General features: G+C 66.7%; 17 protein-coding genes and 5 pseudogenes. 9 read left to right on the top strand and 13 right to left on the bottom strand.

The features are described from left to right. Nucleotides 1–102 precede the first annotated feature (102 nt). Nucleotides 103–1,683: a hypothetical protein gene (locus tag N8I87_RS39645; RefSeq protein WP_263215780.1), complete on the bottom strand. Its 1,581-nt coding sequence runs from the start codon at nucleotides 1,681–1,683 to the stop codon at nucleotides 103–105. A 385-nt stretch (nucleotides 1,684–2,068) separates the two neighbouring features. Between N8I87_RS39645 and N8I87_RS44775 the strand changes: the two are divergent. From N8I87_RS44775 to N8I87_RS39635, 3 genes and pseudogenes are all read left to right on the top strand, one after another. Beyond that, nucleotides 2,069–2,251, top strand: a pseudogene (locus N8I87_RS44775) (IS1634 family transposase N-terminal domain-related protein); the annotation flags it as partial. A gap of 389 nt (nucleotides 2,252–2,640) precedes the next feature. After that, nucleotides 2,641–3,270 carry a hypothetical protein gene (locus N8I87_RS39640; protein ID WP_263215778.1) on the top strand — a complete coding sequence of 210 codons (630 nt, stop codon included), beginning with the start codon at nucleotides 2,641–2,643 and terminating at the stop codon, nucleotides 3,268–3,270. Between the two features lie 12 nt (nucleotides 3,271–3,282). Next, nucleotides 3,283–3,372, top strand: a pseudogene (locus N8I87_RS39635) (IS5/IS1182 family transposase); the annotation flags it as partial. 63 nt (nucleotides 3,373–3,435) lie between these two features. Here N8I87_RS39635 and N8I87_RS39630 read toward each other — a convergent pair. The 4 genes from N8I87_RS39630 to N8I87_RS39615 form a co-directional block, all read right to left on the bottom strand. Then, complete coding sequence (locus N8I87_RS39630) at nucleotides 3,436–4,107, bottom strand: amidase domain-containing protein (RefSeq protein WP_263215776.1); 672 nt, start codon at nucleotides 4,105–4,107, stop codon at nucleotides 3,436–3,438. Nucleotides 4,108–4,521: 414 nt separating this feature from the next. Then, nucleotides 4,522–5,292: a ZIP family metal transporter gene (locus N8I87_RS39625; RefSeq protein WP_263215774.1), complete on the bottom strand. Its 771-nt coding sequence runs from the start codon at nucleotides 5,290–5,292 to the stop codon at nucleotides 4,522–4,524. A gap of 1 nt (nucleotide 5,293) precedes the next feature. Further along, nucleotides 5,294–6,724 carry a selenium-binding protein SBP56-related protein gene (locus tag N8I87_RS39620; RefSeq protein ID WP_263215772.1) on the bottom strand — a complete coding sequence of 477 codons (1,431 nt, stop codon included), beginning with the start codon at nucleotides 6,722–6,724 and terminating at the stop codon, nucleotides 5,294–5,296. Nucleotides 6,725–7,091: 367 nt separating this feature from the next. Next, nucleotides 7,092–8,690: a hypothetical protein gene (locus tag N8I87_RS39615; RefSeq protein WP_263215770.1), complete on the bottom strand. Its 1,599-nt coding sequence runs from the start codon at nucleotides 8,688–8,690 to the stop codon at nucleotides 7,092–7,094. A 239-nt stretch (nucleotides 8,691–8,929) separates the two neighbouring features. Between N8I87_RS39615 and N8I87_RS39610 the strand changes: the two genes are divergently transcribed. Then, a complete protein-coding gene (locus tag N8I87_RS39610; RefSeq protein ID WP_263215768.1) occupies nucleotides 8,930–9,349 on the top strand; it encodes a hypothetical protein in 420 nt (139 codons plus the stop codon). Between the two features lie 13 nt (nucleotides 9,350–9,362). Here the strand turns inward: N8I87_RS39610 and N8I87_RS39605 are convergent. The 4 genes and pseudogenes from N8I87_RS39605 to N8I87_RS39590 form a co-directional block, all read right to left on the bottom strand. Continuing rightward, nucleotides 9,363–9,497 (bottom strand): annotated as a pseudogene (locus tag N8I87_RS39605) (helix-turn-helix domain-containing protein); the annotation flags it as partial. Beyond that, nucleotides 9,494–10,165, bottom strand: coding sequence for an FAD-binding oxidoreductase (locus N8I87_RS39600; protein WP_263215767.1), 672 nt, complete (start codon nucleotides 10,163–10,165; stop codon nucleotides 9,494–9,496). The gene N8I87_RS39600 and the pseudogene N8I87_RS39605, both read right to left, overlap by 4 nt. A 188-nt stretch (nucleotides 10,166–10,353) precedes the next feature. After that, nucleotides 10,354–10,761, bottom strand: a pseudogene (locus N8I87_RS39595) (FAD-binding oxidoreductase); the annotation flags it as partial. A 74-nt stretch (nucleotides 10,762–10,835) separates the two neighbouring features. Next, on the bottom strand, nucleotides 10,836–11,537 hold the full coding sequence (locus N8I87_RS39590) for a FadR/GntR family transcriptional regulator (protein ID WP_263215766.1): 702 nt from the start codon (nucleotides 11,535–11,537) through the stop codon (nucleotides 10,836–10,838). Between the two features lie 113 nt (nucleotides 11,538–11,650). On the opposite strand from N8I87_RS39590, the gene N8I87_RS39585 reads away from it, so the two are divergent. After that, on the top strand, nucleotides 11,651–12,265 hold the full coding sequence (locus N8I87_RS39585; RefSeq protein ID WP_263215765.1) for a cysteine hydrolase family protein: 615 nt from the start codon (nucleotides 11,651–11,653) through the stop codon (nucleotides 12,263–12,265). An 888-nt stretch (nucleotides 12,266–13,153) separates the two neighbouring features. Here N8I87_RS39585 and N8I87_RS39580 read toward each other — a convergent pair. Next, complete coding sequence (locus N8I87_RS39580; RefSeq protein ID WP_263215763.1) at nucleotides 13,154–13,750, bottom strand: TetR/AcrR family transcriptional regulator; 597 nt, start codon at nucleotides 13,748–13,750, stop codon at nucleotides 13,154–13,156. A gap of 77 nt (nucleotides 13,751–13,827) precedes the next feature. Between N8I87_RS39580 and N8I87_RS39575 the strand changes: the two genes are divergently transcribed. Next, a complete protein-coding gene (locus tag N8I87_RS39575) occupies nucleotides 13,828–14,730 on the top strand; it encodes an SDR family oxidoreductase (RefSeq protein ID WP_263215762.1) in 903 nt (300 codons plus the stop codon). A 297-nt stretch (nucleotides 14,731–15,027) separates the two neighbouring features. Next, nucleotides 15,028–15,162, top strand: coding sequence for a hypothetical protein (locus N8I87_RS39570; RefSeq protein WP_263215761.1), 135 nt, complete (start codon nucleotides 15,028–15,030; stop codon nucleotides 15,160–15,162). A 928-nt stretch (nucleotides 15,163–16,090) separates the two neighbouring features. Here N8I87_RS39570 and N8I87_RS39565 read toward each other — a convergent pair. Further along, a complete protein-coding gene (locus N8I87_RS39565) occupies nucleotides 16,091–16,486 on the bottom strand; it encodes a RidA family protein (RefSeq protein ID WP_263216897.1) in 396 nt (131 codons plus the stop codon). Nucleotides 16,487–16,627: 141 nt separating this feature from the next. On the opposite strand from N8I87_RS39565, the gene N8I87_RS39560 reads away from it, so the two are divergent. Continuing rightward, nucleotides 16,628–17,602, top strand: coding sequence for a helix-turn-helix transcriptional regulator (locus tag N8I87_RS39560; RefSeq protein WP_263215759.1), 975 nt, complete (start codon nucleotides 16,628–16,630; stop codon nucleotides 17,600–17,602). A 153-nt stretch (nucleotides 17,603–17,755) separates the two neighbouring features. Here N8I87_RS39560 and N8I87_RS39555 read toward each other — a convergent pair whose 3' ends face one another. Then, complete coding sequence (locus N8I87_RS39555) at nucleotides 17,756–17,956, bottom strand: hypothetical protein (protein WP_263215758.1); 201 nt, start codon at nucleotides 17,954–17,956, stop codon at nucleotides 17,756–17,758. 735 nt (nucleotides 17,957–18,691) lie between these two features. Here N8I87_RS39555 and N8I87_RS39550 point away from each other — a divergent pair. Further along, complete coding sequence (locus N8I87_RS39550; protein WP_263215757.1) at nucleotides 18,692–18,967, top strand: hypothetical protein; 276 nt, start codon at nucleotides 18,692–18,694, stop codon at nucleotides 18,965–18,967. 65 nt (nucleotides 18,968–19,032) lie between these two features. On the opposite strand, the pseudogene N8I87_RS39545 reads toward N8I87_RS39550, so the two are convergent. Continuing rightward, nucleotides 19,033–19,119, bottom strand: a pseudogene (locus tag N8I87_RS39545) (IS5/IS1182 family transposase); the annotation flags it as partial. Nucleotides 19,120–19,558: the final 439 nt, after the last annotated feature.

The raw sequence follows: 19,558 nt of genomic DNA, 5'->3' as shown, positions 1-19,558 counted from the left end.
TCCAGATCGGTACGGAGCGAGGGATCCCCGCGCCCCGACAGCGCACTGATCAAATCGTCGGCGCATTTCGACTCCGGTTCGCTCGGTGCCATCGCCGACCTCCTACTCCAGGCGGAACGCGGTCAGTACCTGCGGATACGTCATTCCGCCCAGGTCAGGCAGTGCTGTCCGAGCCGCCGCCAGGTCGTGCCGCAGGCCGGGGCTCGCGTGCGGAGCGAACGCATCGGCGATCCGGCAGAAGGCCTCGGAAAGCGGCCTGCCGTTTATCGTCTGCGGCATCGCCAGCGTGTGATCTGAGGTCATCCGGAAGAACATCTGCATCAGCGCAGGCCCACCGCAGCGGTGCCAGACCAGGGCCACCCTGCGGTGGCTTTCCAGCAGAGCGATCAGCTCGCTGCCATGCCTCAGCCACAGGCTGATCAACAGGCGGCCTGCCCGCGTGGAGTCGAGCTGCTGCTCAAGCCCTGCGAGAAGATGCGGCGTTGGCAGTGGCACCCCGGGCAGCCATGAGGCCTCCAGCGGCACCCGTACTGACTCGCCCGCGGGTAACCCGGCCAGCGCCGGGACGAGTTCCTCGGGCAGGGCGACGGTGGTAGCGCCGGGGACCGTGAAGACCACCCCGGTTGTGGTGGCGGTGGCCATCGCGATCTGGAACCCCTCCGCCACGAACGTCGCGATGATCTGCTCGATGGGCAGCTCGAGGCCCTTGTTCACCTTCTGTGCGGCCACGAAGGCGCCCGCGAAGTGCAGCGTCACGGCCTGGCCCTGGTCGTTGACCAGGACGCTCCCGGAGTCGCCGGCGTCGGAGAAATACAGTGGCCGGCCCGCGGGCACGGCGACGTTGGGGTTGGGCTTGACGACGGTGATGTTGCTCCTGGTGAACCCGTCGGATGAGGTGTGCGTCGTGTTGATGGCCTCGACCACACCGCCAGTCAGCCGGGTCCGGGCGCCACGCTTGCGTACGGCGTACCGCTGGGTCTGCGCCTCCTGCTGGGTGATCGTGTGCGTACCGGTGACGACACCGATGCCCATGAGCTCCTTGCGGTACTCCATCCCCGCATCGAGCTGGATCAACGCCGCGTCCCTCACGGTGTCGCGGCCGCCGCCGACAAACGTGCCGATCATGTGGGAGCAGCACTTGGTGGGACTGGAGGAGGCCTCCGACTGCCCCACCCGGGTGCTCCCCGCAACGGCGGGCGGGCGGTTTTGCCCCCCGCCCACGACCACGTGGTAGTTGGTGATCGCGTACACCTTGTTCGGGTCGGTCGCGTGCAGCAGGAAGCAGCCCAGAGTGCCGAAGCCGACGCCTGACATGTCGCTCTGCACCCGGCTTCCGCCGATCAGCGGCCGGTAGCGCTCGTCGTCAGTGTCGTGGTCGGAGGTCAGCGGCGACCCGGGGACCGTGGCGGGCGTGGCCTCCTCGATCGGCGGTGCGGTCTCCAGCCGGCCGATGCCCAGTTCGCTGACGTCGATGCCGACGCCCTCGAACCAGGTGGGCAGGGCCTCGCCGGGGGTGAGTTCGGCCAGGGGTCGTTTGCGCTGGACGAAGACCTTGAGGACGAGTTCGCCGGTGGGGCTGCCGTCGCGTTCGCGCCCGCCGATGCCGACGCCGGTGACACCGGGGATCCGCATGAGCACGTCGGCGGCGCGTTCCTTCACGGCAAGTAGAGCCTCGTCTGGCATGGCGTGCCTCCTCGCTCCCGACGTGCGTACACGGGTGGCCCGCACCCGCGGGCCCGGTGATCGCGAAGCAGACCTCCGCCGACGGCATACGCCACTCACTGAAGGGCCTGATTAGCCTAATTGGGTACTTTAGGTTCCCGGCCTGACGCGTCGCCAGCATGTTCACTCGAGTAGGTTATTGGCCGGTCAGCTTTTCGGCGTATCCCAGTTCGCGTGCGGGTCGGACGACACGGAATTCGAGCACGGGCGATCGACTGCGCCGTGGGCGACGCCCGCGCGTGCAGGTCACGGCATTGCGGGATACACGCGCCCCGTGAGAGCCGGGTGGCACACGCATTCTCCGTGGGCTGTCAATTTTTCTGCTGTGATCGTTGATGCTGTGGGCATGTATATGCGGACCACCCAGCGCAAGAACAAGAACGGGATGACGGTCCGCTATGTCCAACTCGCGCATAACCGGCGGGTCGGCACCACGCAGGCCGAGGTGGTGCACAAATTCGGCCGCGAGGACCGCCTCGACACCGACGGCTTGCGCAGCCTGGTCGCCTCGATCAACCGCAGTCACGGCCGCCGTTGGTCAGTTGTGTCTGTACAGAAGCCAAGGACAGCAACTGGGGCTCCGAGATGCGCGAGGTTGCCGATGCCCTCCGGGAAGCCGGGCTACCGACTGATCGGGCGGAAGCCTCAGCCTTCGTCATGAATCTGTGGGGCGATTTCAAGGTTTCGTCTCCGGCCATCTCCAAAGCGCTGGCCCAGCTGCACGACGCTCCGGCGGATAAGCCCGACTAGAGGTTTCGGATGCCATCGGGGGACGAGTGAAACCTCGGTCGGGTGCTACTTTTGCCGTCCATATGGAGCAACACAGCAGGAGGAGAATTATGCTCCGGGCAGAGTGTCGGCATGGAAAACGCTGCGACGAGGCCACCCGAGTCTCGCAGGAGGCGACGCTCCGAGGCCGTGCACAAGTGGACCGCGACGGTTGCTGCTGTGAGCGCCCTGGCCATTTCGCTTTACAACTTCGCTGAGCTACAGCGCCAACCGAGCGTCGATATGACGCTTCCTCACCTCATTCGCCTTGAATGGAAGGACAACGAGGTTCACTTCTATGTGCAGCCGACAGTCGCGACCAGGTTCAAGACCGAGAGTGTCGAAGTAATCCGCGACGCGCGTTTGCACCTCGCACCTACTGGCTCCATCTCTTCTTCGAAGAGGCCCGCTTTCTATTGGGAGGAAAGTGACGTTTGGGCATACAATTTAACTTCGGGCTCAATCGATCCCACTTGGAGTAATGATCCCGCCCCTTTTATCGTCAGCCAGGACAAACCTCAACAGCCAGCATTTAAGTTCTCGGCCAGTAACTGGATATACCAGGCTGGCCGATACGAAGCATCCCTTGAACTGCTCCGTTCAGCGGATCACACACCCTTGATCAAGAGATTCTGCCTGATCATTTCCGATGCAGCAATCAACGAGTTGAAAAATCCCCAGCCACCGGATCAGACGATCCGCTTTTTCCGCAACGACTTGCCGAAGTTCACCTCATCGGGCAGCTCCCCAGGCTGCTATCGGCTGTGGGACACGGGCTAAGGGCAATGCCGTTTCAAGATCCTGCGCGACTGCCGCCAGCGGGGCGCTGGTCTCCATCACGCGGTTCAGGCCGTCGCCCACGTGCACAACCTCGCCCTTGCGTCATCAGCAGACGAGCCCACCACCCGCTCTGACCTGCCCGCACTCAGCCTTGTGCAACACCCGTCAGGAGGGGCGGGCGTGACTGGCGTGGGATCGGATGAGTTCCGGGTCGGAGGGCGGCTGAACGGCGGGCTTCTGTGCTTTGATCACACCCGGATCGATGTGGATGACGTGGACGTATCCGTCCGCGTCGAATTTCTGGTACGTGCGTCGGTAGTGCGCGTTGTTGTGGGCGTCGACGGTCGAATCCGCGTCGCCCTTCACCTCTTGCGCCACAAGACCCGTGTGCAGCTTGTCCAAGTAGTCCGAGTTGAAGATGACCACCATGTCGCCGGGCTGAGCCTTGGCGGGATCGTCGCCGACGTCCGCGCCGAGATGATAGTCCATGATGAAGTCGTAGAGGCTTCGGTAGCCGATGACGTCCGAGATCAGCAGGAGATCGTATTCCTTGCCGTTCGGTGCCTTGTAGTGGTAATAGGAGTCCTGAGGATCATTGGGCTTCAGTCCGGGGACGAGGCCGCCCGCGGCAAGGGCGCGAGCGACGAACTCGGCGCACTCGAAATAGGGTTGTGCCTGGCCGTCCTTCGCCCGGGGGGTGCTGTCGTCCCATGTGGTCCAGTTCCAGTGGGCGTCCGCGTACTGGACGGCCGTCTCGCGCCATTTTTCGGAAGCCCGGGCGGTTTTCTGTGTTTTCTGGTGCCCGACTGGAACCGCTTGCACGGGATCGGCGCTCATCCCCAGAAGTGCAACTCCCAGGGTGACGGCGGGAAAAGTACGAAGGGATTTCCCCAGGAAGGACATGGCGGTCACCTCTCGGCAGTTCCAGGTATCGCGCGCGGTCGTGCACTCGTGCGGCGACACACATGCCGCGCCTGACGACGATCTTGTCCGCGAAGCAACCTCTTACCAGGCATCCGGATCGAAAACTCACTCGGTAGGCCGAAGGAAATCCCCTCCGCGTACTCTCGATTCCGCAAGGCTGCTGCAAAGGGGATCTCGGCCGATGCGGCTCCGCTCAGTGATTCCTGACATGTAGCAGGTTCTTGTCAAGGGGCATGGGTATGCGGCCCCTCCCCGCTGAGAGGGGTGTGGGGCCGGGTGGGGGCGGGAGCGGGGTGTGCGTGTCGTGGCGTCGACGCGCGATCAGCCTCAGTGGTTGTCTGCCCCGGCAAGGAAGACAAGCGCGGTGAGGGCGGCGGCGAGAGTCATCGCCGCCGCGACCGGGACTGCGAGGACTCGCCGGTCCGCGGGCCGCTGCTGATGAGCGAGTACGAGCGCCGCCCAGGCCGACCGTGCGAGTACGCCGCCGATGAGGGCGAGCAGCAGTGGCATGAGGTCGTCCGGGATGGGCAAGGCGCTCGTCACGAAGGCTCCCGCGACCGGACTCAAGCAGGCCAGCGCGATCCATGGAGCCACGCGCCGCTTCGGGTGGACTCCCAGCAGGGCGGCCAGCGCCAGGCCCTCGCCAGCTGCATGCACCAGGAGCGCCGCCATCACGGCGACTGACGGGGTCAGTGCCAAGGTTGCCCCCTCCAGAAAGCGGTGCAGAGCGAGCCCCGATGCCGAGCTGATGCCGCCCGCGCGACCCGGCTCGCACGGGCAGCCGATACGGGCCAAAGCACCCGTCACCCCGTACGAGGCGAGCGCGGCGAGAGGCACTGCCCACTGCGGCACGCCGACCTGATGCGCTTCATCCCACGCGTCGGGGAGAAGATCGAGGACGGCGATGATCAGCAGAATCCCTGACGCCGCGGCAAGCAGAAGCTCCGACCGGCCGGATCCGCGCCGTGCCAGCCAGGCGCCGGCCGTGGTGGCCACACCCACCAGAACTACGGCCACCAGCGCTTCGGTGGAGGGCAGCTGCCACCTCGTCCCCTCGTCGGTACTCGTGCCTGCCACGCAGAGCAAGGAGAGCAGCATGTCACCGACGGTAGCAGTACGAATCCGAGGAGGCGTCGCCGCCTTGCAGGCGCGTCTGGTGCACACGCAACCCGGAGAACTCCGTGCCGTGCGGGAAGAAGCTGCTGTCGACCAAGAGCCCGCCGTGCGCGGTGTCGGCGTCGAGTTTGACCATCCACGGGTCGATGCCCTCGGGATAGAACTGTTCGTCCCAGGCGGCATACAAGGAGTTCGTCAGGTACACCCGCCGCCCGTCGCGGCTGAGCTCGACCATCTGTGCTCCGCCGGTCAGCGGAGTGTCGGGCTCGGCAGGGTGCGGCTGTCGGTCGATGATGCCGCCAAGACGCACGGACGCGGTCTGCCTGGGCCGGAACGGATCGCTCACGTCGTACTGGAGCAGGTCACCGGTTCCCCACGCGGATACGTACAGCCACTGGTCGTCCACCGACAGGTCGATGTCCGTGATCAATGGAGGCACGGCGCCGAACGGCTGCAGTGCCGGGGGCAGGTCTTCCGGCTGCGCCGGCTCTGCCGGGACGGTGATCACTTTGCGGATCACGAAGTCCTCGCCCTCCCGGTTCCACAACCAGACCGATGCCGACAGGTCCTCCACGTTGACCACGGTGTTCGTGAACCCCCACGTCGCCTCGGGATCGTGCGCGGGACGAAGCTCCAGCACCATCTGGTTCTCGTCCCCGAGGTCGAGGCTCTGCACATGCCGACCGGAATCCAGCTCCCAGAAGTGCAGTGAGTGGCCGTACCGGCGGCCCAGCAGCAGTTCGGGTACAAGGCCGTCCTCGATCATCGAGGGGGACCCCCACTCGCTGGTCACGGCAATGTTCTTGCGCAGATGCCACCAGACGTCGTAGGCAAGCCACTGCGGTCCGCGCTCGCTCTCCCAGGCACGCAGCACTTCAAAGCTTTCGTGGTCCAGCAGCGCGACGCCGCCAGGCCCGTCGGCACCGTCCGCGCCACCGAGGCAGGACAGGAACATCCCGTCGGGGCCGCAGTGGAGTGTGTGTGGGCGGGAGTACCCGGCCTTGGCGGCCAGCTCCTCGGGCTCGACCACCTTGACCAGGTGAGGGCGGTCAGGATCGGGGCTGGTGTCGAAGACATGCAGCCGCGATGAGCGCAGTCCCGGAACGATGAGGTAGCGCCGCGCGGCGTGATGGTGACCGGCATGGGCCAGCGCACTGGAGCAGGCGTTCCAGCCGAAGTGGTGCAATTCGTTGCCCGGGTCGGGCAGCTCGGCGTGGGAGATCACGCGACCGTAGTCGGGGGATCCAGGGTCGGTACCGACAGTGAACAAAGCGTCAGCACGTTGTGCGGTCGGGTCGAAACCGACGACGTAGGCGACCTTCTCCGGGGGCGCGGCGACAGCATCGGCCGGAGTGCGGTACAACGTGGGGTCACTGTGATCGTCACTGTGGTGAGCGTGCTCGGTCGTCGTCATGGCTGTCCTCACTCCCCGAACAGGAGCCTGGACCCGGCTGGACTCCCGACAGAGCAGCCGGGCTCACTCGTTCGAGTCGGCGTGCAGACGGGTCATATGTCCTGGATCAAGCGTTTCATACCCACGGAGCCCTGCCAAGGCGGCAGCGCGCGGCTCCAGCGCCTCTCCACGGGATGCCGAGGTAACTCAGCAATATCCGCCCATCTATCCGCCCATCACAGAGTGCAACACCAGCCCCTAGACGGCGGAGTACGACCTCGCGTTGTGGCTGACCAAGGCACGCGTCCTGCGCACGGTCTGGGGACGCCCCAAGAGTGCCGGGCCCTCGTCCTCGGTGCCGGTCGCCCCGCGGGTGACTTCAGGCAGGTCAGCCGATGCGTGCCACCCTTCCGCACATATGAGCGGAGCCGAGAATCGGGTGGTCGAGAAGCCGGACGATCCTGTCCATGCCGAAGCGATCGGCGAAGGCGTCCAGATCGATGCGGGTCATTTTACGATCGTCACCGATCACCAGTGCGGAGAACCGCCGGATCGCGTCCGTGAGGCTCACGTTGGACAGGTGGAAGAGTTCCTGCCGCTGCCCTTCGACCCGGTACAGGACGATCTCCAACCCGCGCTCGGGAGTGATCACACTGTTCTCGTAGGCGACCGAGGCAGAAGTCCATTCGACCCGGGCCCCGGACTCGATGATCTCCTCCAGGTGGCGCACCGGATTCGTCGCCAGGCGGATGAAACAGTCGTCGTTCAGCGCATTGTCGATGTGCCCCGGCACGGCGCGATTTCCGAGGCGCGGGATGTCGAGGCTTTCCACGATGGTCAGTGACGGATGGCGCCGTGGCCTGAGCCGGGACGCCTCGGACTCTTCCAGCCGGTAGCACTGGAGGTTCGGCATTCCGTTCCGCCGGGCCATGAACGTCAGATAACACACCGGTTCGGCCTTTTCGTCACGGCACTCCACGAAATAGCGCAAGGCCCCGGTCTGGGCGAGAGACTCCTCGACGAGACGGTCCAGTTCGCGTCGGTCCCCGCTGTACACATCGGTGCGCGGCAGCGGACCGGGGACGAAGGCGACCGTCTGGTCCGCGGATGCACGGATGTCGTCCAGGCCTTGGACGGTGGTACCGACGGGATCGAGCGTCATCGACATGCGCGCCAGCTGGTGCAGACGCATGGCCGAAGCGTTGTCCTCGAGCCCGGGAAGTGCGTCCTCCAGCTGCGTGCTCACAGCAGCCATCATCGCGGCGTTGAGATTGGACGACCATTCGGAGAGACGCCGCTGGTCACCGTCCAGCGCCCGTGCGACGGCTTCCTGGTCGGGGGAATCCAGGAACGGTATCCGCCAGTCGTGCAGTACGCCGTGGACCGCCTCCGGGGACACGTCCAGGAGTCGCTGCTCGATGCGCTCCAGCCGGAGGTCGGGCCGACACAGCAGCGGCAACTTGCTGCCCCGCGCGACGAGTTCCTCGACGAACTCCATCTCTCCGAGGCGCCTGTCCGCCATCCACTGACCGCCGTCCTCACCGAAGCCGGTCATCATCGCACACCGGGCGACGCAGAAGACGAACAGGCTTTTGAGTGAGGTGGTGTCGAAGAACCGGTCGGCCAGTACGGTGGCTCGTTCGAAGACCTGCCGGTAGAAATCCGGCATCCGCGCAAGGATGTCCGGCCCTTGCTCGTGCGCGATCAGACTGCAGTAAGTCGCCGCCATTTCCTGGACTTTCCTGCATTCGTCGACGAGCGTCGTCACCAGAAACTTCGCCTGCCGCGACGCTTCCGCCTTCTTCGCCGCTTCCTGCAGCAGGATTCCGTACGTGGAGTGCTCGGTGAGCTGCTGGTGCAACCGTTCGTGATGTGTAGTCAACAGAAAGGTGTCCCGGTCTCCGTGGCGAGCCAGCAGCACCGTGAAGGTGCGGAAGTCATACCACCCCAGGGTGGTATTCCACAGGAAACAGCCCTCTTCCCCCATTCACCACCCCTCCCCCGTCGGCAGCACCTACGATATGGCGCACACCGCCGGTCCACCATATCGGAGGGCATTGGCCCATGTCGCAGAATCGCCAGACATTCAAATGCCACTCCTGCGAGCGCTGGAGTCCCCTGAGAGATCCGGTGATCGATCCCAGCGGCGTCGGGGCGATATGGGGCGGGCACGACGACCGGGAGCCAAGGCTCTACAGGTGCCAACGGTGCGGAACCGAGAACGAGGTGACGTTGACGGCGTCCGACTGGCGGCTGATCGACCGGCGGATCCTGGCCGACCTCGATCCTTCCTCCCTCCACGGGCGTGCCCAGGTTCAACAGGGAGCGGAACGCACCCGCTTGGAAGCCGACCTGACGACGATCCGGACCTGGTCACTGAGCATGGGCGCCGCGGCGATCACGCTCGGCGGTCTGGGAGTGGTCGTCGATCCGCAGACCAGGTTCACCGCGACGGGACTGGTCATCGCGGGCGTGGTCGCCCTGATCGGGCTGGTCAACAGCATTCCGCTACGGCAGTCACCGCACCCGCCGCAGAAGGTTCCCCAGCTCCGCGGCCGCATGACGTGGCGGCACCGGCTGCTGCTCCTGGCCGCCGCGGGGTTCGCCGCAGAGATCGTCGTGACCGTGGTGGTCAGGTTGGTCTGAGAAGCCATGAGCGCCAGGCCCGCGTGCGCCCCTCCAGCGCCTTGTTGTACACGAGGCGGACGCAGCCGAACGTGCGCGACAGCTCAGCCGACTGCTCGCCCGTGGGGTAGAAGCGGTACTTGAAAGCCCGCTTGACCTGCTGCGTCAGATCTCACATTCTATCAACTCCCATGTGAGCGGCCGAAGTCGGCCAATGGAAGGGGAAGGCCGGTCCGCCCTGGCGGCGAACCGGCCTTCCCTGCCCTGCTCCGCAGGAGCTTCGTTTCCTTCCCGGCCTGAAGGCCGGGGTATCCACGATCCCATGCTCTTCATCGGCAGCGAAGGACAGACCGTCGATCTCACCGCTGCCCGGCTGTCCACCGGGCAAACGCCAAGCGCCCTGGCATGCGCCGTCCCACTCGCAGTGCACGTATCCTTCCGTCTTCGTCTGATGCCCGACGCGGCACCGGGAAGGTCCTGGACCGCGACGCCGACGTCGTCGAGCAGCGTGGTGCCCAGTCTCTCCAGCGCCGGGTACACCGTTCGTCTGGCCTGCATGAACATCTCGCCATCCGCCGGGTCGGCGGTGTGCAGCACCTCGGTGGCACCGGCGGCTTCAGCCGGCCTGGCGCAAGTGGCGGCTTCCTGACCGGCGGACGGCCCGTCGCACTGGATGAGCAGGAGCGCCCCGGCCGACTCGTCCAGTCCCATGCGGGTCTGGCGATTGACGGCGCGAATGCAGGTGCGGTCCATGAGCTCCACGGCCGCTGGGTCGGCGACCGCCGCGATCCGCAGCGCGGTGTCGACCGCCTGTTGGGGCGTCGGGAACGCGGCCACTGCGGTCGCGGTGGCCGTCGGGAACGGTGCAGACGCACGGTGGCGTCCACGATCACCGCGAGGGTGCCTTCGGAGCCGACGAGGAGCCGGGTGAGGTCGAGCCCGGTGACATTCTTACGGGTCGGCGGACCGGTACGGATCACGCGGCCATCGGCAAGTACGGCCGTCAGCGCGGCGACATGGTCGGCAGTGACCCCGTACTTGGCGCAGCACATGCCGCCCGCGTTGGTCGCCAGGTTGCCGCCGATGGTGGAGATCGCCTTGCTCCCTGGGTCCGGCGGATACCACAGGCTGTGCTCGCGGGCGCGGGCGTCGAGATCGCCGGTGATCACGCCCGGCTCGACGGTTGCCGTCCGGCCGGCCACGTCGAGGTCCAGGATCCGGTCCATCGCGGCGAGCGAGAGTACGACGCAGCCGTCGATCGCACTGGCCGCGCCGGCCAGCCCGGTGCCGGCCCCCCGGGTCACCACCGGGGCGCGATGGTCGCCGGCTGTGCACAGGGTAGCGATCACGTCATCGGTCGTGCGGGCACGTACCACTGCCGCCGGGCGCCCGGCGGGAGCCGGTAGGCACTGGTCACGGCGGTACGCCTCCATCGCGTCCCGGTCGGTGACCACCCGGCCGGGGAGCGCTGCGGCGAGGGCGGCGGCGACGTCCGCGACAACCTCGGTCATGGCGTCTCCGGCTCGTAGAAACCGCGGATGTGAGCCACGACCAGCTCGGCGGCACGGCCGGACTCGCCCGCGTCCAGCGCGTCGACGATCGCCTGGTGTTCGGCCAGCAGACGCGCGAGCACCGTGCCCCGATCGGCCACCGCGGCGAGCGCGTCGAGCAGGTAGCCGGCGATGCAGTCGCGCAGCACGCCGATGACGAAGCCCAGCGCCTGATTGCCGCCGGCGTAGGCGAGTTGCACGTGGAATTCCACGTCAGCTGCGTGGAAGGTCTGGATGTCGGTGTTCTCCACCGCTGCCGCCATGGTCACGAGGCAGGACCGAGCCTCATCGGGCACGGAGGTGGTCTGCCGTATCGCCTCCGTCTCCAGCAGCGTGCGCAGCGACACGAGGTCGCCCAGCGGGATCGCGCCGACTTGCAACGCGGTGCTCAGCGCCAGGCCCGCCGCGTCCGCCGTGCGCTCGTGGGTGACGCGCGGACGCGCGGTGGAGACGGTATCCGCGCCGCTGATCAGACCGTGCGCCTGCAACACCCTGAGCGCTTCGCGGATGGTGGACCGCCCTACGCCGAAGGACTGGGCGAGTTCGGTCTCCGTGGGCAGCTCGGTGCCGGCGGGGAATGTGCCGTCGAGGATGGCGGTCCGCAGGCGCTGAGCCACGTCCAGGCTCAGGGGCATGCGCGATACCGGCGAGATCGTCATGCGGCACACGGTAGCTTCTTGTCTGTTTGTCAGACAATAAGCTACCGTGCTTCTCGCTGTGCCTCAGGACGCAGATGCCCCTAACCCCAAAGACGCGGAAAACAGGTGGCGCCATGACCGACAAGCTCGAGCTCGACCCGGCCAAGACCGCAATCGTGCTCATCGAGTACCAGAACGAGTTCGCCAGCGACGGCGGCGTGCTGCACGGGGCGGTCGCCGACGTCATGCAGCGCACCGACATGCTTGCCAACACGGTCGCCGTGGTCGACGCCGCCCGGGGAGCCGGAGTGTCGATCTTGCACGCGCCGATCACGTTCGCGGAAGGCTACGGTGAGCTGACCCGACACCCCTACGGCATCCTCAAAGGCGTGGTGGACGGGAAGGCATTCGTGAAGGGCACGTGGGGCGCGGCCGTCGTCGACGAACTGACTCCGGTGAACGGGGACATCGTCATCGAGGGCAAGCGCGGGCTCGACACCTTCGCCAGCACGAACCTCGATTTCATCCTCCGCAGCAAGGGCATCGACACGATCATCCTCGGCGGCTTCCTCACCAACTGCTGCGTGGAGTCGACCATGCGCACGGGTTACGAGCACGGCTTCCGGGTGATCACCCTGACCGACTGCGTCGCCGCCACCTCGCAGGAGGCGCACGACAACGCCATCTCCTACGACTTCCCGATGTTTTCGCTGCCGATGACCTCTGCCGACGTCATCGCCGCCCTGTAGTCCCGCCGTCGGCGCCCCTGGTGCGCCGGCGGTTGACATCGCCTGGAGCCAACGGCGTGAGACCCACCGGCGGCCCCGCTCCAGGCGGTGTCCGACCATCTTTCGGGGCATGTGGGACGAGGGACGGCGCGGCATCCCGCGGCTGGATCTGCCGCCAATCGCCGGGAAGTTGAATGCCACGTGCCAGCGGCACTGCAGAGCATCACCAGCCGCTGTGAGGCGGCCAAGGCGGACCGACCGGCAGCCGATCACCACGGCCTCCCGCTGTTGCCAGACCCGGCCACCGCCGCTCCACGCGTTGCGGAGTGCTGACCATCGACGATTCCGGTGACCGCAAGGTGGGCATGGCGACCGCGCACGCGGTGGTGGCGGTTACGCCCGGCGCAGCGTCCGCAGTCGGACGCGGCCGTCTTTGCGTCAAGGGCCCGGGGAGGCCGCCCCCGTCGACCTGGTGCCGGTCCAGGAACTGCACCGCCGTTGCTCGCTCGGCAGCCGAGCCGTGCGACACCACGCGGGCAAGTCCGGGCTTTCACCTGCCGCATGGCGTCAGTTGTCCAGCCCTGAGCGCGGCACGACGCTGGTGACCACTCCAGCCGAGCGTATAGACCACATCATCGCCATGACCAACGTCATGCGCACCGATCAGCAAGGAGTGGCGGAACTGGCGATTCTCTGTTCCTCAAGCAGATCGGCGGGCTCACCTCGAAGGCCAGCGGCTGTGCGCTGGACGGCCGGACCTGGGTGACGATCCCAGGTCGCGTGATGACGGGGGCCGATCCCTGAGGTCTTCAGGGCCGGGTACAGCGGTCTGGGCGTTGCGGGCAGCGGCGCCGGGCAGGTGCGGCCTCGGGGCGGCCGTAGCCACGCGGCCGGTTTGCTTCGCAGCGGCTACACCGACGGGCGCTCCGCGAGGACCTCCTGCAGTTCCGCCAGCGACGCGCGGAAGAGGCGCGGCAGATCCTGCTCGCCGGTTCCGCCCGTCGTGCCGGGCCCGGCGGCGACCCAGCGGGCGTAGGCGACCTTGAAGGCGGCGATGCCCGCCTCGGCGGCCAGGCTGGCGGCCGGCTCCGGAGTGCCGCGTTCGCGCAGTGCGCGGGCCATCGCCGAGGTGAAGGCATCCAGTTTGACCAGCTCGCGTTCGCGTAGCTCGGTGCTGGCGGAGACGACCGCGTCCCGCCGCCGGACGCGCTCCGGGTCCTCTTGGAAGAAAGCCCCGAAGGCATCCAGCGCTGCACCCACCGCGTCTATCGGGGACGCCGAGGCCGGTGCCTGCTCGATGGCGTGGGTGAGCATGTCCAGCGCCATCTCGGTTCCGTAGAACAGCACTTCACGCTTGTCGGCGAAGTGCCGGAAGAAGGTCCGCTCGGTCAGTCCCGCCGCTTCGGCGATCTCGGTGACCGTGGTCCGCTCGAAACCCTGCTCCGCGTAGAGCTTCAGTGCAGTCTCCGCCAGTCGCCCTCGCGCGTTCGGCTCCCACCTACCCATGGCCTGATCCTACGCGATGACAGCGCCTGACATCTTCATGCTACGCTGATGACAGTTCCTGACATCAGGAGGTTTCCATGCGGATTTTTGTCACGGGCGCATCCGGCTGGGTCGGCTCGGCCGTCGTTCCCGAGCTGATCGGCGCAGGGCACCAGGTCCTCGGGCTCGCCAGGTCGGACTCCTCGGCCGAGGCCGTCGCCGCCAGGGGGGCGGAGGTGCTCCGCGGCGGCCTCGACGACCTGGACACCCTGCGCGCCGGCGCAGCCGAGTGCGACGGGGTCGTCCACCTCGCATTCGGCCACGACTTCTCCCGGTTCGACGCCTCGGTGCAGGCCGATGCCCGCGCCATCGATGCCTTCGGTACGGCTCTGGAGGGCTCCGGCAAGCCGCTGGTCATTGCCTCCGGCACGCCCGCGATCCCGGGCAAGGTGGCGACCGAGCGCGACCGTCCCGAGTTCCCGCCCGGCTCTCCCGTGGCGGGCCGGGCCGCGAACGCCCAGGCGACTCTCGACCTGGCATCACGCGGCGTGCGCTCATCCGTCGTGGGACTGCCCCGCACGGTGCACGGCGAAGGGGACCAGGGCTTCGTCTCCTGGCTGATCACCGACGCCCGGGAAGAGGGCGCGGCAGGCTACGTCGGCGACGGCTCCAACCGCTGGCCCGCAGTACATGTGGCGGACGCCGGCCGATTGTTCCGGCTCGCCGTGGAGCAGGCCCCGGCGGGATCGATGCTGCACGCGGTCGGCGACGAGGGGGTACCGATTCGCGACATCGCCGAGACCATCGGCCGCCACCTCGACCTGCCGACAGCCTCCCGCCCGGCCGAGAACTTCGGCTTCCTGGGCATGGTCCTCTCCATCGACCAGCCGGCCTCCGGTGCGCTGACCGGCGAACTCCTCGGCTGGCGCCCGCTCGGCCCCAGCCTCCTGGAGGACTTGGACAAGGGCCACTACTTCAACTCCGGTTCCCGCTCCACCTGACCCAAGCCGGCACCATGGCGGGCCCCGCTCCCCCGTCGTCAGTTGCGCAGTTCCAGTTGCTCGATGTCCGTGGACTCCACCAGTAGGCCCTGGGCTCGGCAGCCTGCGTCGCGGCCTTGCCCACGCGCGGACCCGGGGCTGCCCGCGGCGGTGTACCTCGCGGTAGAGGCGAGCGGCCAGGGCGGCCTTCGTGGTGTCTGTGCGGTCGGGGAACGCAAGGATCGTCAGTGAAGTCACAGTGCCGGCAAGGTACGACTTACCGCGTACGTCGTAGGGTTGCCGAGAGATGGTGCTGCAGTGGCTGTCCGACCACCGCGAGGTCACGGCGGTGTGCTGCTCACCGTCTCGGACGGCGAGGGCTCGGGCCGCAACCGCGCCATTGCGTGGGCCGCCCAGCTCTCGCGGAACGTGGGCAGCACCCTCTACCCCTGAGCTCAGGCCGAGCATCAGGCCCCATACCGTACGCCCGCTGCTCAAGAGTGCCGAGTCGCCGTATCGGCGTGTCCAACGGGATCCGGCGCCCTTGGTGACCTCAGGCAACCTTGGTTCATGCAGTTATGGCCTCGCCTGTCAGGGGGCTGGATGGGGCATCCCGTACACCTCGGCGTCGTCCCGCGCCATGGGTCCTCGGTACGGTCTACGGCAGCATCGAGACGGAGATCCTCCCCTCAGGGGTGCGACTTCTGCATGGCCGAGTGCTACCACCAGCAGCACCTCTCGGACACCAAGAACTCGAATGGGTACTGCGGGCTGGGTGACACACGTGTGTCCTGCCGCCGACCCGCCAAGTGCGATGGGATGTAAGGCCTCACTCGGAGCCGATTTCGAGTCGGCCTCTAATATAGGCCGTTAGTTGGGCGCGAGCATTTCGAACTGTCTGAGCTCAACTCTTGCCTGGCTTCTAAGGTCCTCGTGAAGCGGGGGTCCATTTTCTACGCAGGCGGAGACAGTGTCAGCTGCAATGGCTGCGGTCCTTCCCAGATCTGTGGCATCAATTCCGGTCCGACGAATGTGAACAGCATCCATCATCCGGCTTTCTGAGGATGGACCCAAGAGAAAAACGGCAGCTCCTGCATGGGCGAACCAGACTCGGTCGTGCATACCTTGTGTAGGGGTAGTCGGTCGAGTACATCATGCGCTCGGTGCCGACGGCCTCGGACGTCCACCTCATGTAGCGCTCGCTGAGCGTGCCGCTGCCGCACACCCAGAAGTCCCGCGTCCCGGCATGCACATGACGAGCAGTCGACCGGTACGACGATCAACACCACGAACGAGCGATCACGAACCGAGAGAAGGGACTTCACGCCTGCTGCTCGTGTCGGTTTCGACCGGCACGAGCAGCAGGGGCGGCGAGGTCGCATCACGCGACGGCGGTTCCCTCGAGCTCGACCAGTTGGCCGGGGATCGCCAGTCGCGTCACCTCGAGCATCGTGGAGGTCGGCGCCACCCCGGCGGCACCCAACCGCGCCGCCAGCACACCGTAGTGGGGGAAGAGCTGATCGATGTCGGTCGTGTAGACGTTGAGCCGGACGAGGTTCGCGAGAGACATGCCGGCCTCGCCGAGCACGGCCTCGAGGTTGTCGATGCTCAGCGCCAACTGCGCCGCCATGTCACCGTCGTGCTGGGGCTTGCCGTCGCCGTTCATCGCGGTCTGCCCCGAGATGTACAGGGTCCGTGTGTGCCCGGAGACGACCTCACCCTGGTTGAATCCCAGCTCCTGCGACCAGGTCACCGGGTTGACCGCCGTTCGTTCCACTGCCACGTCAGCTCCATTCGGTTCATGGGGAGTACGTACGTCCATCACTCGGTAGCCGTAGCCGCCGCCTTTGGCGTCGTATCAACAAGCCTGCCAACAAATCACGACACCCTCGGTCATGTATTCCGTTAACGTTCCCGCATGCGTGCCGATCGGCTGGTCTCACTGGTACTACTGCTGCGCCAGCGCGGTCGGATGACAGCGGACGCGCTGGCCCGCGAACTGGAGGTGTCCACCCGCACCGTGCTGCGCGACATCGAGGCGCTGTCCGTGGCCGGCGTCCCGGTCTACTCCGAACGCGGCAGGCACGGCGGTTTCGCGCTGTTGCCCGGCTTCCAGACCGAGCTTGCGGGACTGAACCACGACGAGGCCCTGGCCTTGCTGACCGCCGGATCGGGGCGTGGCGAGCAGGTATTCGGCCTCGGCTCGGCGCTCGCTTCGGCCATGCGGAAGGTGGTCGACGCACTGCCCGAAGGCCACCGGGCCACCGCGAGCGAGGCGGCCCAGCGTTTTCTCGTCGATCCGGAGGTCGACCTGCTCTCACGCCGGGTGGTCGCTGAGGAGGTGCCCGACACCACCATGATCGAGGTCAGGCGCGCGGTGCTCGCCGGACACAAACTGCGCATCCACTACGCGGCCACAGGCCGGACACCACAGTGGCGCACGGTGGACCCGATCGGCCTGGTCACCGTACGCGACCGGGGCTACTTGCTGGCCACAAGATCCGGCGCGGACCGCACCTACCGACTGTCCCGAATCCTGGCCGCCGAGCAACTCCCCGAAACGGCACAGCGACCAAACCGGGTCGACCTGGACCGGATCTGGCGGGAACGCTCCGCACAGTTCCTCTCCGACGGCGACCACATCACCGTGCTCGTACGGGTAAACCCTGCGCGGCGGGAGGACCTGCTGGACACCGCGCTGGCCGTCCGCGCAGAAGAACCCGACGCAGACGGCTGGCTATGGCTGGAGGTGACCTTCCAAGATTCCCGACACGCCGAATGGGCGCTGTGGCAGCTCAGCACGGACGCGGAAGCCCTGGCCCCGCAGTCGCTGCGCACTTCCCTACGCAACCGCGCCACCGCGATTGCCACCCGCTACGCAGACTCATCCTGAAAGGACTTAACGACCTCTCATCAGGGATTCCAACCCGGATCGGGCAGCGTATCGCCCGTGGAAAGGGCTGTGACAGGCAGAGTGACACGTGACCGTCAAACTGGGTCAACCGGTGTCCTTCGACGGTGAAGTCAGTCGTGTGCGGCGTGCTGATCAGTGATCCTGCAACACCCGCGCGTTTTCCTCCCGATCTCCCTGAGGCGGGACGTGCTGGTAGTTGGTGTCTCCCCGGTCGAGCGCCAGCTCGCTGGTGAAGTACACCAGGTCGGGAGCGGGAGCGACGGAGTCCCGGAGCCAGCGGGCCAGGACGGCGGCTTCGTCGGCCGTGGCCATGACCGCCGTGACGGATCCCATCCCCGGTACGGCATGTTGGGCTTCCGGCGTGGCCGAGGCGCCCGGGATTCCCGAGGTCTGCCACTGCCTCGGCAGCGGCGAGGCCGTCGTCCCGGACGCCCTCGGCGGCGACAGCGTCGACGAGATGATCTCAAGGAGAGGCCCAGGCCCCGGCCTACGAGGGTTCAGGAGTTCGCCTGGCGAGTCCTTCGTACTGAGGAACGAAGCCGGACAGGAGGGTCCAAGCAGCACGCTCGGGTTCCGGTCCAAGGAGTTCCCCACCATCACGCTCGAAAGTTCACTCCCGCCCGATTCAACCCGGGATACCCGTGGCGCAGGGGCTCCACCTCGGTTCCATGCTACCCGCCAACTGGACGGCACGAGAGTGGAAGACGCGGTCCCTGACACCTCTTCGGGCGTTTCGACATACTCCTGCCGCCCACCGGCACCAACACACACGGTCGAATTCAGCGGGCTCAGCGAGCATGTCCATCCGGTAGAGAAGGTTCTCAGGGAAGACAGCTCCAGAACCGTGCCGGCCATGGATGTGATTCACGAGGTGCACGTGTCGGAGCCGGGTCCGGGGCTTTTGACGCTCCGTCACACTCGCGGGCACCAACTCGCGGTGAAGCGCTCCGGGGCAGGCCCAAGCCTCCATCAGCCTCAGTGCGGTTCAGGTTCGCAGCTGTGCGTGACCGAGCGAGCCGGAGTGAAACCTCCTGTGAACGGCGATGAGCCACTGAGAGAATCCCGGGTATGCCCAGCCACACCGCGGAAGAGCTCCTTGCCAACATTCATGGACTGGCCCCTGAACTCGCACAACAGATCGGCGATCAGATCGATGAATGCAGAAGGCTGCTGGACACGAACGCCGGCATGGACGCCGTCCAGCAGCATCTGAAAGACGAAGGCGTCAGCATCATCCAAGCGATCCTGATCACCACCAGACTGCTGGAGGACCACCCCGACAGACTACGTTCAGCACGACAGATCGTGGAGTGCAGCCCAGCCCGAGCACACGGCACAGCTTGAGGACCCGTGCAGCCGGCGAACCAGGCCATCGTGCACTCCATGGTCCAGCGGTGGCGGCCCAATCACTGCGAGGTCTCGATCCCCCTACGGGCGATGCGGTGCACGATGCCGCGCCCGCGTAACCAGCACCGCAGGTGGGAGAAGTCGTAGCCCTAGTCGGATTCGGGCTACCGACGAATGCCGGCCGCGGGGTCAGGAGCTGTACGCGTACCTCCCGCCTCTGATTCCCTCATCGATGCCGGGACTGGTGTCGGAGGGGCTGGCACAGTGTCCGATACTGATCGATGGGCGGTGGAGACGATGGGTGACTACTTCGAGCGGATCGTCGATGTCGAGGTGACCGGCGAGGAGGCCAGGCCGCTTGCGGAGCGGATGGTCGACTGGATGGCCACCGAGGGCCTGATCACGCGTGAGCTGTCCAGCGACGGGGTGTACAGCCTGACCGTCCACGCAGCCCGCCCCTCATCGGTGATCCGCACCCGCGCCAGATGCGGATCCTTCCCCGCGTGGTCCCGGACAGCCTTCCGTATACCCGGTCGCACAGCGGCCGCGTCCGTACGCCGCTCCGCCGCGACGTGGCGGGCTGACGCG

Source organism: Streptomyces sp. HUAS 15-9 (genome assembly GCF_025642155.1).
In the GTDB taxonomy this organism is placed as follows: Bacteria; Actinomycetota; Actinomycetes; order Streptomycetales; family Streptomycetaceae; genus Streptomyces.
Note: the sequence above shows the minus strand (reverse complement) of the source record. Positions and strands in the feature narration are given on the sequence as shown.

Bases quoted from the DNA above. Each gene is read 5' to 3' on its own strand.
- N8I87_RS39645 (WP_263215780.1), bottom strand. From the start codon at position 1,683: ATGCCAGACGAGGCTCTACTTGCCGTGAAGGAACGCGCCGCCGACGTG.
- N8I87_RS39630 (WP_263215776.1), bottom strand. From the start codon at position 4,107: ATGAGCGCCGATCCCGTGCAAGCGGTTCCAGTCGGGCACCAGAAAACA.
- N8I87_RS39625 (WP_263215774.1), bottom strand. From the start codon at position 5,292: ATGCTGCTCTCCTTGCTCTGCGTGGCAGGCACGAGTACCGACGAGGGG.
- N8I87_RS39620 (WP_263215772.1), bottom strand. From the start codon at position 6,724: ATGACGACGACCGAGCACGCTCACCACAGTGACGATCACAGTGACCCC.
- N8I87_RS39615 (WP_263215770.1), bottom strand. From the start codon at position 8,690: ATGGGGGAAGAGGGCTGTTTCCTGTGGAATACCACCCTGGGGTGGTAT.
- N8I87_RS39590 (WP_263215766.1), bottom strand. From the start codon at position 11,537: ATGACGATCTCGCCGGTATCGCGCATGCCCCTGAGCCTGGACGTGGCT.
- N8I87_RS39585 (WP_263215765.1), top strand. From the start codon at position 11,651: ATGACCGACAAGCTCGAGCTCGACCCGGCCAAGACCGCAATCGTGCTC.
- N8I87_RS39580 (WP_263215763.1), bottom strand. From the start codon at position 13,750: ATGGGTAGGTGGGAGCCGAACGCGCGAGGGCGACTGGCGGAGACTGCA.
- N8I87_RS39575 (WP_263215762.1), top strand. From the start codon at position 13,828: ATGCGGATTTTTGTCACGGGCGCATCCGGCTGGGTCGGCTCGGCCGTC.
- N8I87_RS39560 (WP_263215759.1), top strand. From the start codon at position 16,628: ATGCGTGCCGATCGGCTGGTCTCACTGGTACTACTGCTGCGCCAGCGC.
- N8I87_RS39555 (WP_263215758.1), bottom strand. From the start codon at position 17,956: ATGGGATCCGTCACGGCGGTCATGGCCACGGCCGACGAAGCCGCCGTC.
- N8I87_RS39550 (WP_263215757.1), top strand. From the start codon at position 18,692: ATGCCCAGCCACACCGCGGAAGAGCTCCTTGCCAACATTCATGGACTG.